Origin of the sequence: Oricola thermophila (genome assembly GCF_013358405.1) — a bacterium.
GTDB classification, from domain to species: Bacteria; Pseudomonadota; Alphaproteobacteria; order Rhizobiales; family Rhizobiaceae; genus Oricola; species Oricola thermophila.
This window is the reverse complement of the sequence record NZ_CP054836.1, coordinates 3,731,237-3,745,875: the sequence shown is the minus strand read 5'-3', so window position 1 is coordinate 3,745,875 and position 14,639 is coordinate 3,731,237. Positions and strand designations below refer to the sequence as shown.

At 62.7% G+C, this 14,639-nt stretch carries 12 protein-coding genes; 11 read left to right on the top strand and 1 reads right to left on the bottom strand.

Annotated features, from left to right (window positions below; genetic code table 11):
- Position 1 precedes the first annotated feature (1 nt).
- Together HTY61_RS18010 and HTY61_RS18005 are read left to right on the top strand one after the other, a co-directional pair.
- Positions 2-847 (top strand): carbon-nitrogen hydrolase family protein, encoded by an 846-nt coding sequence (locus tag HTY61_RS18010; RefSeq protein ID WP_175278100.1) that lies wholly within the window; start codon positions 2-4, stop codon positions 845-847.
- 13 nt (positions 848-860) lie between these two features.
- Positions 861-1,289, top strand: a complete 429-nt coding sequence (locus HTY61_RS18005; RefSeq protein WP_175278099.1) for a DUF1178 family protein — start codon at positions 861-863, stop codon at positions 1,287-1,289.
- Positions 1,290-1,301: 12 nt separating this feature from the next.
- On the opposite strand, the gene ubiG is transcribed toward HTY61_RS18005, so the two are convergent.
- A complete protein-coding gene (gene ubiG / locus HTY61_RS18000; RefSeq protein WP_175278098.1) occupies positions 1,302-2,045 on the bottom strand; it encodes a bifunctional 2-polyprenyl-6-hydroxyphenol methylase/3-demethylubiquinol 3-O-methyltransferase UbiG in 744 nt (247 codons plus the stop codon).
- Positions 2,046-2,232: 187 nt separating this feature from the next.
- Between ubiG and HTY61_RS17995 the strand changes: the two genes are divergently transcribed.
- The 9 genes from HTY61_RS17995 (at position 2,233) to HTY61_RS17955 (ending at position 14,464) form a co-directional block, all read left to right on the top strand.
- Positions 2,233-3,486, top strand: a complete 1,254-nt coding sequence (locus HTY61_RS17995; RefSeq protein ID WP_175278097.1) for an aspartate kinase — start codon at positions 2,233-2,235, stop codon at positions 3,484-3,486.
- Between the two features lie 132 nt (positions 3,487-3,618).
- A complete protein-coding gene (gene ptsP / locus HTY61_RS17990) occupies positions 3,619-5,838 on the top strand; it encodes a phosphoenolpyruvate--protein phosphotransferase (RefSeq protein WP_197945442.1) in 2,220 nt (739 codons plus the stop codon).
- A 24-nt stretch (positions 5,839-5,862) separates the two neighbouring features.
- Positions 5,863-6,936, top strand: a complete 1,074-nt coding sequence (gene prfA, locus HTY61_RS17985) for a peptide chain release factor 1 (protein ID WP_175278096.1) — start codon at positions 5,863-5,865, stop codon at positions 6,934-6,936.
- Positions 6,933-7,805, top strand: a complete 873-nt coding sequence (gene prmC, locus HTY61_RS17980; protein ID WP_175278095.1) for a peptide chain release factor N(5)-glutamine methyltransferase — start codon at positions 6,933-6,935, stop codon at positions 7,803-7,805. Before prfA ends, prmC begins: the two co-directional genes overlap by 4 nt.
- Positions 7,806-8,092: 287 nt before the next feature.
- Positions 8,093-8,761, top strand: a complete 669-nt coding sequence (locus HTY61_RS17975) for a DUF4167 domain-containing protein (RefSeq protein ID WP_175278094.1) — start codon at positions 8,093-8,095, stop codon at positions 8,759-8,761.
- A 195-nt stretch (positions 8,762-8,956) separates the two neighbouring features.
- Positions 8,957-11,578: an ATP-dependent chaperone ClpB gene (gene clpB / locus HTY61_RS17970; RefSeq protein WP_175278093.1), complete on the top strand. Its 2,622-nt coding sequence runs from the start codon at positions 8,957-8,959 to the stop codon at positions 11,576-11,578.
- Positions 11,579-11,727: 149 nt separating this feature from the next.
- Positions 11,728-13,104 (top strand): L,D-transpeptidase family protein, encoded by a 1,377-nt coding sequence (locus HTY61_RS17965; protein WP_175278092.1) that lies wholly within the window; start codon positions 11,728-11,730, stop codon positions 13,102-13,104.
- Positions 13,105-13,136: 32 nt separating this feature from the next.
- Positions 13,137-13,502 carry an MmcQ/YjbR family DNA-binding protein gene (locus HTY61_RS17960; RefSeq protein ID WP_175278091.1) on the top strand — a complete coding sequence of 122 codons (366 nt, stop codon included), beginning with the start codon at positions 13,137-13,139 and terminating at the stop codon, positions 13,500-13,502.
- A gap of 80 nt (positions 13,503-13,582) precedes the next feature.
- A complete protein-coding gene (locus HTY61_RS17955) occupies positions 13,583-14,464 on the top strand; it encodes a 3-hydroxybutyryl-CoA dehydrogenase (protein WP_175278090.1) in 882 nt (293 codons plus the stop codon).
- The last annotated feature ends 175 nt before the right edge of the window (positions 14,465-14,639 follow it).

Sequence of the window (14,639 nt, the reverse complement as noted above, 5' to 3'; positions counted from 1 at the left end):
CATGCCTCGCACACTCAAATGCGCCGCCATCCAGATGCGGTCCGGGACCGGGATCGCCGCCAATCGCGACGATTTCGAGCGGTTCGTTCGCGAAGCCGCCCAAAGCGGCGCGACCTATGTGCAGTCGCCGGAAATGACCGGCCTGATCCAGAAAGATCGCGGCGCATTGCTCGAATCGATATTCCCGGAGGATGAGGATCCGATCGTGGCGACGGCGGCGGCGCTTTCGGGCGAACTCGGGATCTGGTTGCATGTCGGCTCGACGCCGATAGCGCTCGGCGGCGAGATGGTCGCCAACCGTGCCTTTCTGTTCGGACCCGACGGAAAGAGACGCGCCGCCTACGACAAGATCCACATGTTCGATGTCGATCTCGACAACGGCGAGAGCTGGCGCGAATCCGCGATCTACCGGCCCGGCGAACACGCCTTCACGGTCGGGATCGGCAATGCATGCCTGGGCATGGCCATCTGCTATGACGTTCGCTTTCCTGACCTTTTTCGCCGGCAGGCGCTTGCCGGCGCGGAGATTCTGACCCTGCCCGCGGCCTTCACCCGCCAGACCGGCGAAGCCCACTGGCACGTACTTCTGCGCGCCCGCGCCATAGAGAACGGGGCCTTTCTCGTCGCCGCCGCCCAAGGCGGAACCCATCGGGACGGACGCGAAACCTACGGCCATTCCATGATCATCGACCCGTGGGGTCGCGTAGTCGCCGAGAAGGACGATGACGAGCCGGGGATCGTCACCGCCACCATCGATCTCGACGAGGTTCTTGAAGCCCGGCGCAAGATACCCAATCTGAAAAATATACGTCCGTTTAAGCTGTCGGACGCAGAATTAGGGGGATGACTGGAGCACGATCGTGATCAAGTTTTCGCTCATATGTGACCAGGGCCATGACTTCGAGGCATGGTTCCGAAATACCGGCGATTTCGAGACCCAGAAGAAGCGCGGGTTCCTGGAGTGCCCGTCTTGCGGCTCCACCCGCATTTCCAAGGCATTGATGGCGCCGAACGTGTCGACCGCCCGCAAGCGCGAGGAGGTCGCCGTCGCGACCGGCAATGGCGCCCAGCGCGAGATCATGGCCAAGCTCCAGGAAATGGCCCGCGCGGTGAAGAAGAATGGTGAGGATGTCGGTGAGCGCTTCCCCGAGGAAGCGCGCAAGATCCATTACGGAGAGAGCGACCCGCGCGGCATCTACGGCAAGGCGACACCCGATGAGGTGGCAAGCCTGCTCGACGAGGGGGTCGAGGTCCTGCCACTGCCGGATCTGCCCGAAGAACTCAACTGACCGGCGGCGCGGCTACTTCCCGCGTTCCGCGACCACCATGTAGTTGACGTCCATGTCTTTCGACAGGCGCCATTCGTCGGCGAAGGGATTGTAGCTGACCCCCGTGCGCCTGACGATGTCGAGGCCCGTCCCGGCAAGCGCCGACTGCAGTTCCTGCGGCGTGACCAGTCTTTCGTACTGATGCGTGCCCCTCGGCAGCCAGCGCAGGATATGCTCGGCACCGATGATGGCAAGACCGTAGGCCTTCAGCGTCCGGTTTATGGTCGCGACGATCATAAGTCCGCCGGGACGCACCATCGCGGCGCAGGATTTCATGTACAGGTCCACGTCGGCGACGTGCTCGACCACCTCCATGTTCAACACGACATCGAAGGTTTCGCCCTCCGCCTCGAGCGTTTCCGAGGTGGTGGCGCGATAGTCGATGTCGAGGCCCGATTGCGCGGCATGGATCCTGGCGATCTCGATATTGGTTTCCGATGCGTCCGCGCCGACGACCGTGGCGCCAAGACGTGCCATCGGCTCCGAAAGAAGTCCGCCGCCGCACCCGATATCGAGAAACCGCAGGCCGGCAAGCGGCCGCGACGCGGTCGGGTCTAGTCCGAAATGCTCGATCACCGTATCGCGGATATATTTCAGGCGGACCGGATTGAACTTGTGCAGCGGCCTGAACTTGCCGGCAGGGTTCCACCAGTCCGCGGCCATTCTCGAAAAACGCTCGACCTCGCCGGCGTCGATGGTCGTTGCTCCGCTGTCCATTCGTGACCGTCCTGTCCTTGTCCTACCCTTCAACTCGGGCGATCGGCCGCTCAAGTCAAGTGGCGCCGCGGTCGCACCCTCCGTCAGGGCGAACTTGCGGCTTCGCCCGCGATTCGATATGCAGCGCGCGATCCGCCGGGCAAATCCGGCGCAACAACAGCAACACTCGCCGAGCACACCATCTGCCATGGCCCGCATCGTCATGAAATTTGGCGGCACGTCCGTCGCCGATATCGACCGCATCCGCAACGTGGCACGTCACGTCAAGCGCGAGGTCGATTGCGGCCATGAAGTCGCGGTCGTGGTCTCCGCCATGGCGGGCAAGACAAACGAGCTCGTGGAGCTTACGCGCGCCGCATCGCCGATGCATGACGCGCGCGAATACGATGCCATCGTCGCATCGGGCGAACTGGTGAGCGCCGGCCTGCTCGCCATCGTCCTGCAATCGATGGGCGTCGATGCCCGTTCCTGGCAGGGCTGGCAGATTCCGGTGAAGACGGACAACGCACACGGTGCTGCGCGCATAGCCGAGATCAATGGCGAACGGCTCATCGAACGCTTCGGGATTGGCCAGGTCGCCGTCATCGCCGGCTTCCAGGGCGTTGCGCCCGACAACCGCGTATCGACGCTCGGGCGCGGCGGTTCGGACACATCGGCAGTTGCCATCGCCGCCGCGGTAAATGCGGACCGCTGCGACATCTACACCGATGTGGACGGCGTCTACACGACCGATCCGCGCATCGAGCCGAAGGCGACGCGCCTTGCAAAGGTCTCGTTCGAGGAAATGTTGGAGATGGCCTCGCTTGGCGCCAAGGTGCTGCAGGTTCGTTCTGTCGAATTGGCCATGGTGCACGGTGTACGCACCTTCGTTCGGTCCAGTTTCGATGAGCCCTACGCCCCCGGGATGGACGATTTCGACAATCCGCCGGGCACGCTGATATGTGATGAGGAAGAGATCGTGGAAAAGCAGAACGTCACCGGCATCGCCTATACCCGCGACGAGGCGCAGATATCGCTGCGCCGCGTGCAGGATCGTCCGGGCGTGTCCGCCGCAATCTTCGGCCCGCTGGCGGATGCCGGCATAAATGTGGACATGATTGTCCAGAACGTGTCCGGCGACGGCAAGTTCACCGACATGACCTTCACCATTCCGAGCGGCGATGTCGACAAGGCGCTGCTGGCATTGGAAAAGATTAAGGACGAGGTGGGCTACGAGGCGGTCCAGTCGGAAACCGGCCTGGTCAAGGTATCGGTCATCGGCATTGGAATGCGCAGCCATGCCGGCGTTGCTGCCATAGCCTTCAGGGCACTGGCTGAAAAGGGCATCAACATTCGCGCAATCACCACGTCCGAGATCAAGATCTCGATCCTGATCGACGGACCCTACTGCGAACTGGCCGTGCGCACGCTGCACGACGTCTACGGTCTCGACAAGCTCTAGCCCCGACGGCTATGCCTTAGGACCGAGCGTCCGGCCGATCCGGACGCGCAAACCGATGCGTGCAGGGAGAACCAATTGCTTCGTGAGGCAGATGCCGGACCACGTGTACTGCTGAAACGTCTCCGCGAGATCATGGCGGAGCCGATGGAGCCGCAGGAGCGGCTCGACCGGATCGTGCGTCAGATCGCCCAGAACATGGTCGCCGAGGTTTGCTCGGCCTATGTGCTACGGGCCGACGGCGTGCTGGAACTCTACGCCACGGTCGGCCTCAACCCCATGGCGGTACACCAGACGGCGCTGCGCCTCGGCCAGGGCCTCGTCGGCACCATCGCGTCGTCCGCGCGCCCGCTCAACCTTGCCGAAGCGCAGAAGCATCCAGCCTTCCAGTACCTGCCGGAAACCGGCGAGGAGGTTTACAACTCCTTCCTCGGCGTGCCGATCCTGCGTGCCGGTCGGACCCTCGGCGTCCTTGTCGTCCAGAACGAAGCCCATCGTGCCTATGGCGAGGACGAGGTGGAGGCGCTCGAAACAGTCGCCATGGTGATCGGCGAACTGATCGCCGCCGGGGAATTGAAGCGCCTGTCCCATGACGGTGTCGAACTCGACCTGAACCGGCCAGTGACATCCAGCGGGCGCGCGCTCGCGGAGGGTATTGGTCTCGGTCACGTAGTCCTGCACGAACCGCGCATCGTCGTCACCGACCTGTTCAACGAGGATTCCGAAGCGGAGATTGAACGCCTCGCCGCGGCGCTGAGTTCGCTGCGCCTGACCATCGACGACATGCTTTCGCGACGCGAGGTGGCTTTCGAGGGCGAGCACCGCGACGTGCTGGAGACCTACCGCATGTTTGCCCACGACAAGGGCTGGGTGCGGCGGCTGGAGGAAGCGATCCGCAACGGCCTGACGGCCGAGGCATCGGTGGAAAAGGTTCAAAGCGACATGCGCGCGCGGATGTCGGCGGTCAACGACCCCTACCTCCGCGAGAGAATGAACGATTTCGACGATCTCGCCAACCGTCTGCTGCGCGAGCTGATGGGCGAGGACATTGCAACCCGGGAAGAGAAGCTCCCGTCGGACACGATAGTCGTTGCGCGCACCATGGGTGCGGCGGAACTGCTGGACTATCCGCGCAAGAACCTGCGCGGCCTCGTTCTCGAGGACGGCGCGCCGACGAGCCATGTCGTCATTGTCGCCCGGGCCATGGGGATTCCCGTTGTCGGCCAGGTCAAGGGCATAGTCGCCCTGTCGGAAAACGCGGATCCCATCATCGTTGACGGTCTGTCGGGCGATGTTCATCTTCGTCCGCAACCCGATGTCGAGGCCGCCTATGCGGAAAAGGTCCGCTTCCGGGCTCGCCGGCAGCAGGAGTATCGCGACCTGCGAGACAAGCCGTCGGTGACGAGGGACGGCGAAGCATTCCACCTGCACATGAATGCCGGACTGCTCGTTGATCTGCCACAGCTCGACGAATCCGGTGCCGAAGGAATCGGGCTGTTCCGAACCGAGCTGCAATTCATGGTCGCCGATACCTTTCCGCGTGCCGAAGCGCAGGAATCTCTATATCGCTCGGTAATCGAGGCGGCAGGCCCGAAGCCGGTAATTTTCCGGTCGCTCGACATCGGCGGGGACAAGGTTCTGCCCTATTTCCGAAGCGCGCCGCACGAGGAAAACCCGGCACTTGGCTGGCGCGCCATCCGGCTTTCGCTAGATCGCCCCGGACTTTTCCGGACGCAGATGCGGGCGCTTCTGAAAGCATCCGCAGGGCGTGAACTCCGGGTCATGCTGCCGATGGTGACCGATATCGGCGAGATCGAGCAGGCGCGATCCATCATCAATCGCGAGGTGCAGCACCTTTCGCGATTCGGCCACGGCCTGCCGACTCGGCTGCACATCGGCGCGATGCTGGAAGTTCCGGCATTGCTCTTCGACCTCGATGCCCTCATGAAGGCCGTGGATTTCGTCTCCATCGGTTCCAATGACCTGTTCCAATTCCTTACGGCCACCGATCGCGGCAATCCGCAGATCGCCGCGCGTTTCGAGCCACTGTCGCGGCCTTTCCTGCGCGCGCTCAAATCGGTGGCGGAAGCCGCTGCCAGGAATGGCGTGTCGCTTTCACTTTGCGGCGAACTCGCCGGCAAGCCGCTCTCTGCCATGGCACTGGCCGCCATCGGCATTCGCGACCTGTCGATGTCGGCCGCGTCGATCGGCCCGGTCAAGGCGGCATTGCTGGCCACCAATCTGGCCGAGTTGCGCGCCGTTATCGATACGGCAATTGAAAACGACGGTATCGCCACCGATATGCAGCCTGTGATACGCGAATTCGCGGACAAGCATGACATTCCTTACAACTGACGAGCCTGAACGCGCCGCCCCCGCATGATCAAACTTCCCGCCGACAAGATGGACCAGATGGTCAAGCGTTTCGCCATGCTGGAAACCCAGATGGCGAGCGGTCCGGACAGTGAGACCTATGTCAAGCTCGCTTCCGAATATGCCGAACTTGAAGAAATCGTCGGCAAGATCCGCGAATACCAGGCGTCCTCGACAGAACGAGACGACCTGAAGGAACTTGTCGCCGGCAAGGACACCGAAGCGGAAATGCGCGAGCTCGCGGAGATGGAACTGGCGGAAGTGGAGGGTCGCATTGAGCAACTGGCAAAGGAGATACAGGTCCTCCTGTTGCCGAAGGATGCGGCCGACACCAAAAACGCGATTCTCGAGATCCGCGCAGGTACCGGCGGATTGGAAGCAGCCCTTTTCGCCGGCGACCTGTTTCGCATGTACGAGCGTTACGCATCGAGCCGCGGCTGGAAGGTCGAGGTCATTTCCGCGTCCGAAGGCGATGCCGGCGGCTACAAGGAGATCATTGCCTCTGTATCGGGTCGCGGCGTCTTTTCGCGGCTGAAATTTGAGTCTGGGGTTCATCGCGTCCAGCGTGTACCGGAAACGGAGGCCGGAGGCCGCATCCACACCTCCGCGGCCACCGTGGCAGTCCTGCCTCAGGCCGAGGATGTGGATGTCGATATCCGCGAACAGGACATCCGGATCGACACCATGCGTGCATCGGGTGCCGGCGGTCAGCATGTCAACACGACCGATTCGGCTGTTCGCATCACCCATATTCCGACCGGCATCGTCGTGGTCCAGTCGGAAAAGTCGCAGCACCAGAACCGCGCCCGCGCCATGGAAATTCTCCGTGCCCGGCTTTACGATGCAGAACGACAGAAGGCGGCGGAGGAACGCGCGGAAGCACGGCGCCTTCAGGTCGGTTCCGGGGATCGCTCCGAGCGCATCCGCACCTACAACTTCCCGCAGGGACGCCTCACGGATCACCGCATCAACCTGACGCTGTACAAGCTCGATCGCGTGATGGAGGGCGAACTGGACGACGTGATCGATCCGCTGATCGCCGACCACCAGGCAAGATTGCTGACGGAAGAGCACGCATGAACGAGGCGATCGCACCGGAATCGGCCGAGAAACTGTACCGAACGGCGAGGACACGCCTTGCCGAAGCCGGCATACCTTCGCCCGATCTCGATGCCAGCCTGCTTCTCGAACATGCCACCGGCCTGACGGTGCTGGCCCGCATCACGGAGCCTGGCCGGCTCGTGCCGACCGAGAAGATCGAAAGGTTCAGGACCTGCGTTGAACGCCGGCTTGCGCGCGAACCGGTTCATCGCATTATCGGCGAGCGCGAATTCTACGGATTGCCGCTCCAACTGACTGCAGCAACGCTCGTTCCACGGCCCGACACCGAGACGCTGGTCGATCTCGTGCTCCCCTTGGTCAGGAACCGCGTAGCACGAAACGGGCACTGCCGGATCCTCGACATGGGCACCGGTTCGGGGGCCATCGCGCTCGCGCTGCTCGCCGAAGTATCGCGCGCGACCGCAACCGGCACCGACATTTCCGCCGAGGCACTGATGGTGGCGCAGGCCAATGCCTCGCTTCTCGGGCTCGCGGACCGCTTCACGGCTATCCGCTCCGACTGGTTCGAGGAAGTCACGGGCCAGTTCGAACTGATAGTCTCGAATCCGCCCTACATCCGGAGCGATGACATTCCCGGGCTCGACCCGGATGTGCGCGAACATGACCCGCTACAGGCGCTTGACGGTGGCAGGGACGGGCTGGATGCCTATCGCGTGCTGGCGGAAAGGTCAGCTCCCTTCCTGGCCGAAAACGGGGCGATCGCGGTTGAAATCGGGCATGACCAGGCACCGGAGGTGACGAATCTGTTCGTTTCCGCCGGATACCGGAGAATCGGCCGGCGAAAGGACTACGGCGGGCATGTTCGGGCACTTTTTTTTGTGAAATGACATAAACTTGTGCCCTGTCGTGAAAAAATCACTTGGCAATGCAGCATTGTGAGTCTACCTAACTATTGGCGATAGTGAAAATCCGGTCGCCGGTCCGACACCCAACGGTAAAACTGAACGTTCCCGTGCGGACACCCGCCTTTCGCCGGCTAATTGTGCGAGATCGGCACTGAGGCACGCAAACAAACAATTTACTCGCCCGGATGAGGTATGGGGAAATCCTTGTCACGGCATGAACAGGCGCGATGCGCAACCTGTAGCACTGTAAATGGCAACATGAGAGTCTGATGAGACCACAACAGCAAGGTCGTCGCCAGCGCAACCGCAACAGCGGCGGCAACAATCGGCGCAACCAGAACCCGCTTTCCCGCAACTACGAAAGCAACGGCCCCGACGTTAAGATTCGAGGCAACGCCCAGGTGATTGCCGACAAGTACGCTGCGCTCGCGCGCGACGCCCTGTCGTCCGGCGACAGCGTGATGGCCGAAAATTACCTGCAGCACGCCGAACACTATAACCGGATCATCATGGCCGCCCAAGCACAGATGCAGACCCAGCGCGAGGAGCGGGCGCAGGCCGAGGACGGCGACGACGACACCGTTGCCCAGCCGGATGAGGAAAAGCGGAAGCGCCGCGAGCCGAGAGCGCGCAACGAGTCCAAGCCGGACAGCGAGACCGCGCCAGCGAGCGAAACCGCCACAACCGGGGAAGAAACGGGCGCGCAGACAGACGTCCGGGCCAACGGTCACGATGCGGCAGAAGCGCCGCAACCCGTAATCGAAGAGACCCCGGTAGAAGTCGCGCTAGAGGAGCAGGAACAGGCTGCTTCCGGCAAGTCGACCCGGCGGTCTACGCCGCGCCGCACGCGCAAGCCGCGCGGTGCGACCGAGGACTCGGCGCAGGAGGGCGGCGACACGTCTTCCGAGACCGGAGAATCCGTGATCGCGGAAGTCTGAACCTCTCCTTCCCGACCCCAAATGGAAACCCGCGCCAGGATCGGCGCGGGTTTTTCGTTTTTGCGGTGCGGCTCTTTATTTTGCCGCCGGACGTCACCATATCCCGTTAGAACAATGGCTTGCCGCCTGTCGGGAGCCTGTCAACGATGAACCGGCCAGCGCTTTCGGAAGGCTGCCGGTGGATTGGAGACCGAAATGAATCTTGAGAAATATTCCGACCGCGTTCGCGGTTTCATTCAGTCCGCGCAGACCTTTGCCCTTGGGCAGGATCACCAGCAATTCACCCCTGAGCACATCCTCAAGGTCCTTATCGACGATCCGGAGGGCCTTGCCGCCTCGCTGATAGAACGTGCGGGCGGCAAGCCGAACGACGTCCGACTGGGAGTCGATGCGGCGATCAAGGCGCTGCCGAAAGTCGAGGGCGGCAACGGCCAGCTATACCTAGCCCAGCCTCTTGCCAAGGTCATGAATACCGCCGAGGATCTGGCCGGGAAAGCAGGCGATTCCTTCGTCACCGTCGAGCGACTCCTGATGGCTCTGGCGATGGAAAAGTCGGCGAAGACGGCTGACATCCTCGCCAAGGCCGGCGTAACGCCGACGGGCCTCAACCAGGCGATCAACGATATCCGCAAGGGCCGCACGGCCGACAGTGCCAGTGCGGAGGAATCTTATGACGCGCTCAAGAAATACGCTCGCGATCTCACCGCCGATGCGCGCGAGGGTCGGCTCGACCCGGTGATCGGGCGAGACGACGAAATCCGCCGCACGATCCAGGTGCTGTCACGCCGCACCAAGAACAATCCCGTGTTGATCGGCGAACCGGGTGTCGGCAAGACGGCGATCGCCGAAGGCCTGGCCCTTCGCATCGTCAACGGCGACGTTCCCGAAGGCCTGAAGGACAAGCAGCTGATGGCGCTCGACATGGGTGCACTGATCGCCGGGGCGAAATATCGCGGCGAGTTCGAAGAGCGCCTCAAGGCCGTTCTCGCTGAGGTGCAGGCCGCGGCCGGATCAATCATCCTGTTCATCGACGAGATGCACACGCTGGTCGGGGCCGGCAAGGCGGACGGAGCCATGGATGCTTCCAACCTGCTCAAGCCGGCGCTGGCGCGTGGCGAGTTGCATTGCGTCGGGGCGACCACGCTCGATGAGTATCGCAAGCACGTGGAGAAGGACGCCGCGCTTGCCCGCCGTTTCCAGCCCGTCTTTGTGGACGAACCGACCGTCGAGGACACGGTTTCCATCCTGCGCGGCCTGAAGGAGAAATACGAACAGCACCACAAGGTGCGGGTCTCCGACTCCGCGCTGGTGGCAGCCGCGACCTTGTCGAACCGCTATATCAGCGACCGCTTCCTGCCCGACAAGGCGATCGACCTCGTCGACGAGGCCGCATCACGCCTGCGCATGCAGGTCGATTCCAAGCCCGAGGCACTCGACGAGATCGATCGGCGCATCATGCAGCTGAAGATCGAGCGCGAGGCGCTGAAGCTGGAAACGGATCAGGCCTCGAGGGACCGCCTTGCAAAGCTCGAGAAGGAGCTGTCCGGCCTTGAGGAGGAATCCGACAAGCTGACCGCGACATGGCAGTCCGAAAAGGAGAAGCTGGGCACCGCCGCCGACCTCAAGCGCCAGCTTGACGAGGCGCGCAACGACCTTGCAATCGCACAGCGCCAGGGCGAGTTCCAGAGGGCCGGCGAATTGGCCTATGGACGCATTCCCGAATTGGAGAAGAAGCTCGCCGAAGCCGAGAAGCGCGGCGATTCCGAATCCGGTACCATGGTCGAGGAAACGGTGACGCCCGACCACATCGCCCATATCGTGTCGCGCTGGACGGGCGTGCCCGTGGACAAGATGCTGGAAGGCGAACGCGACAAGCTCCTTCGAATGGAGGACGAACTCGGCGAGCGTGTCGTCGGACAGGCGGAAGCGGTGCAGGCCGTGTCGAGGGCCGTGCGCCGGGCACGCGCCGGACTCCAGGATCCGAACCGCCCGATCGGCTCATTCATCTTCCTCGGCCCCACCGGCGTCGGCAAGACCGAACTTACAAAGGCACTGGCCGACTTCCTGTTCGATGACGAGCAGGCAATGGTGCGTATCGACATGAGTGAATTCATGGAGAAACATGCCGTGGCACGCTTGATCGGCGCGCCGCCCGGCTATGTCGGCTACGAGGAAGGTGGCGTCCTTACCGAAACCGTCCGCCGGCGCCCCTATCAGGTGATCCTGTTCGACGAGATCGAAAAGGCGCACCCGGACGTGTTCAACGTGCTCTTGCAGGTGCTTGACGACGGTCGCCTGACCGATGGCCAGGGGCGCACGATCGACTTCAAGAACACGCTCATCATCATGACGTCGAACCTCGGCGCCGAGTATCTGGTAAATCTCGGCGAAGATCAGGACACCGACAGTGTCCGCGAGGAGGTAATGACGGTCGTGCGCGGCGCGTTCCGTCCGGAGTTCCTCAATCGTGTCGACGAGGTCATCCTGTTCCACCGGTTGAAGAAGTCGGACATGGGTCGGATTGTGAAGATCCAGCTCAAACGTCTGGAAACTCTGTTGGCCGACCGCAAGATCACGCTCGATCTGGACGACAACGCACTCGTCTGGCTCGCGGAGAAGGGATACGATCCGGCCTACGGCGCGCGCCCGCTGAAGCGCGTAATCCAGCGCCAGGTGCAGGACCCCCTGGCCGAACTGATCCTGTCCGGCGAGGTTCTCGACGGCTCGACGGTTCGCGTGATCGAAGGGTCGGACCGATTGAATTTCCGGCCGATCGCCCGATCCGACGGCGACGAGACCGCCGAACAGGCGGCATGATGCAACCTCCGGTTCTGACCCGGCTTCGGCCGGGTCGGTCATTCTCATGCCTCTATTTGCGCCAACACGTTTTTTCGGCTCGGGACAACGGAAACCGCGCGCCCGCGAAACCCGCCCGTCCTGCAGGCGCCGCCCGAAAAGGTTTGACCATGAACGCACCGATTTCGGCCGGTTGTCTGACCGCTCTTCTCTTCGCCACGATCCTCGCATTGCCGACTGCCGGGGTGGCCGAACCGGCAAATCCGGCCGTTCGGCTTGCACAGGCGGATATCGGCTCCTTCATCGACAGGCACAATAGGCGTGTCTATTTCGACCGCCGCACCAATCGAATCATCGCGATCGAGGAGCCCCAGCCGCTGAGAAATATGATCGAGCGCGTGCTGCCTCCTCTCGCCAGTTCCCCCGCTCCGGGAAGGAATGCATTTCCTCCCGCTCCCCGCTCCTATGAACGCAACATCCCGGATTCCCCGCCGCGCGCAAATGCCGTACCTGCACCGCAAACGGTGGAGCGCACCCCGCTCGGGAATTCCGGTGGAAATGAGCGCCCGGCCCCGGTCGACCGGGGGCTCTCGAACACATGGGGCGAGACGCCCGCAGAACCATCCCTGCCGGATCCCCTGATCGACAACCGGCAAGGCACACAGACCGCGGCTATCCGCCCCCTAGATCCGACAATCTCCGAGGACGAAACCGCGGTCGCCAGGCTGCAGGTGTTGCTCGACCGTCTCGGATTCTCGCCGGGAGTGATAGACGGCCGCATGGGCAGCAATGTGAGGAAGGCGGTCGCGGCTGCGGCGGAATTGACCGGAGTTGCCTTGACGACAACCGATGAGGCCGCATTGAGCACCGAACTCGCCCGCACCGGCGGAAATGCCTTTGCCGAATACACGATCACCACGGCGGATGTCGCCGGTCCGTTCGCGAGTACGATCCCGACAGACTTTGCGGAAAAGGCAACACTGCCCGCGATGTCCTACACCTCTCCCGCCGAATTGCTCGCTGAGCGCTTCCACATGGCTCAGGCCTTTCTGGAGAGGATCAACGAGGGAAAGGACCTGAGCAGGGCTGGCACGGTCATCCGGGTGGCCGCGGTCGGCAACAATGTCGAAACGCCGGTGACCCGCATCGAAGTCGACAAGGCAACCAGACAGGTCCGTGCCTACGATGCAGCCGGCCGACTTGTGGCAGCCTACCCGGCAACGATCGGTTCATCCGACACCCCTTCGCCGTCGGGGACCGTGCAGGTAGAGCGCGTCGCTTTCGACCCGAATTACACGTACAATCCGAGAATCAATTTCGTGCAGGGCGGCAACACGGGCGTCCTGACCATTCCGCCGGGACCGAACGGGCCAGTCGGCTCTATCTGGATTGCCCTGTCGAAACCGACATACGGCATTCACGGCACTCCCGCTCCGGACCGCATAGGCAAGACCAGTTCGCACGGCTGCGTGCGGCTGACGAACTGGGATGCCGCGGAACTGGCAAGACTTGTCACGAGTGGCGTGACCGTCGAATTCAACGGCTAGGGAAGGATGTCGCGATCGGCTAGCATCTGGCCATGCGACTGGATGACTACAACAGGTTTTGCGCCGGGCTGCCCGGCACGACACGTGTCGTGCAATGGGGCGGTGCCCATGTCTGGAAGGTCGGCGGCAAGGTGTTCGCGATCGCCGGCTGGAATGACGGTGAGGAACCGGCAGTCACATTCAAGGTTTCCGAGGCGGCATTCGAGATCCTGCGGGAACAACCCGGACTTCGCCCGGCCCCCTATCTCGCGTCGCGCGGCATGACCTGGATCCAGCGCGTGTCTTCCGAGACGATGGATGACGAGGCACTGAAGGCGTATATCTCGGAAAGTCACCGCATCGTGGCCGCCAGGCTGTCGCGAAAACTTCGCCGCGAACTGGGCCTTGATCCGGAGTGACTGCACAAGTCCGGTTTACATTGCAACGCAGCAATCGCAGAATGCGACAAACAGCGGCGTCAGATACGCGGGAAGAGGACATGACGGGAAACATCAGGAAGGTCGGCGTGATCGGCGCCGGACAGATGGGTTGCGGAATAGCGCAGGTCAGCGCGACGGCCGGCTATGCGGTTATTCTGAGCGACATCACGCTCGAGGCCGCCCAATCCGGCAAGGCGAAGATTGTCGAATCCATGTCCAAGGCCGTCGAATCGGGAAAGCTCGCGAAGGTCGATGCAGACGAGGCGGCTGCGCGCATAACGCCCGTCGGCACGCTGGACGAACTGGCCGATTGCGACCTCGTCATCGAGGCCGCGAGCGAGAACGAGGCAGTCAAGCGCGATATATTCTCCCGTCTCTGCCCGGTTCTGAAACCGGAGGCGATGCTGGCGTCCAACACCTCCTCGATCTCGATCACGCGACTTGCCGCGGCGACCGACCGGCCGGAGCGCTTCATGGGCATTCATTTCATGAACCCGGTTCCGCGCATGAAACTGGTCGAGCTGGTGCGCGGCATCGCCACCGAGGACGTTACCTACGAGGCGTCGAAGGCCTATGCGCATTCGCTCGGCAAGACGACGACCATGTCGGAGGATTTCCCGGCCTTCATCGTGAACCGGATCCTGCTGCCGATGATCAACGAGGCGATCTACACGCTTTACGAGGGCGTGGGCTCGGTCGAGGCCATCGACACCGCCATGAAGCTTGGCGCCAACCACCCGATGGGACCGCTGGAACTGGCGGACTTCATCGGTCTCGACACCTGCCTGGCGATCATGCAGGTGCTGCATGACGGACTGTCCGATTCCAAGTACCGGCCTTGCCCGCTCCTGGTGAAGTATGTCGAGGCAGGATGGCTCGGCCGCAAGACCAAGCGCGGGTTTTATGACTATCGGGGCGATGTACCCGTGCCGACGCGCTGAGGCGAAAGTTGGGAGGTCCCGCACCGTTCTTGGGGCATCAGGAACCGGCACAAGACCTCCCGCCACCGGTTGGGTGGTAGTAGCCCCCACCCCGGCAGGTGTTCATTAACCAACCGGCGCGGCACGCGATGTGCGATCCGTCACAATACGGTCGGCTGCCTGCCAGCTTGCGGGA

What these genes read in the sequence shown, in the direction of transcription:
- HTY61_RS18010 (WP_175278100.1), top strand. Translation starts at nt 2, where the DNA reads ATGCCTCGCACACTCAAATGCGCCGCCATCCAGATGCGGTCCGGGACC.
- prmC (WP_175278095.1), top strand. Translation starts at nt 6,933, where the DNA reads ATGAACGAGGCGATCGCACCGGAATCGGCCGAGAAACTGTACCGAACG.
- HTY61_RS17955 (WP_175278090.1), top strand. Translation starts at nt 13,583, where the DNA reads ATGACGGGAAACATCAGGAAGGTCGGCGTGATCGGCGCCGGACAGATG.
- HTY61_RS17965 (WP_175278092.1), top strand. Translation starts at nt 11,728, where the DNA reads ATGAACGCACCGATTTCGGCCGGTTGTCTGACCGCTCTTCTCTTCGCC.
- ubiG (WP_175278098.1), bottom strand. Translation starts at nt 2,045, where the DNA reads ATGGACAGCGGAGCAACGACCATCGACGCCGGCGAGGTCGAGCGTTTT.
- HTY61_RS17960 (WP_175278091.1), top strand. Translation starts at nt 13,137, where the DNA reads ATGCGACTGGATGACTACAACAGGTTTTGCGCCGGGCTGCCCGGCACG.
- ptsP (WP_197945442.1), top strand. Translation starts at nt 3,619, where the DNA reads ATGGCGGAGCCGATGGAGCCGCAGGAGCGGCTCGACCGGATCGTGCGT.
- HTY61_RS17995 (WP_175278097.1), top strand. Translation starts at nt 2,233, where the DNA reads ATGGCCCGCATCGTCATGAAATTTGGCGGCACGTCCGTCGCCGATATC.
- clpB (WP_175278093.1), top strand. Translation starts at nt 8,957, where the DNA reads ATGAATCTTGAGAAATATTCCGACCGCGTTCGCGGTTTCATTCAGTCC.
- HTY61_RS17975 (WP_175278094.1), top strand. Translation starts at nt 8,093, where the DNA reads ATGAGACCACAACAGCAAGGTCGTCGCCAGCGCAACCGCAACAGCGGC.
- prfA (WP_175278096.1), top strand. Translation starts at nt 5,863, where the DNA reads ATGATCAAACTTCCCGCCGACAAGATGGACCAGATGGTCAAGCGTTTC.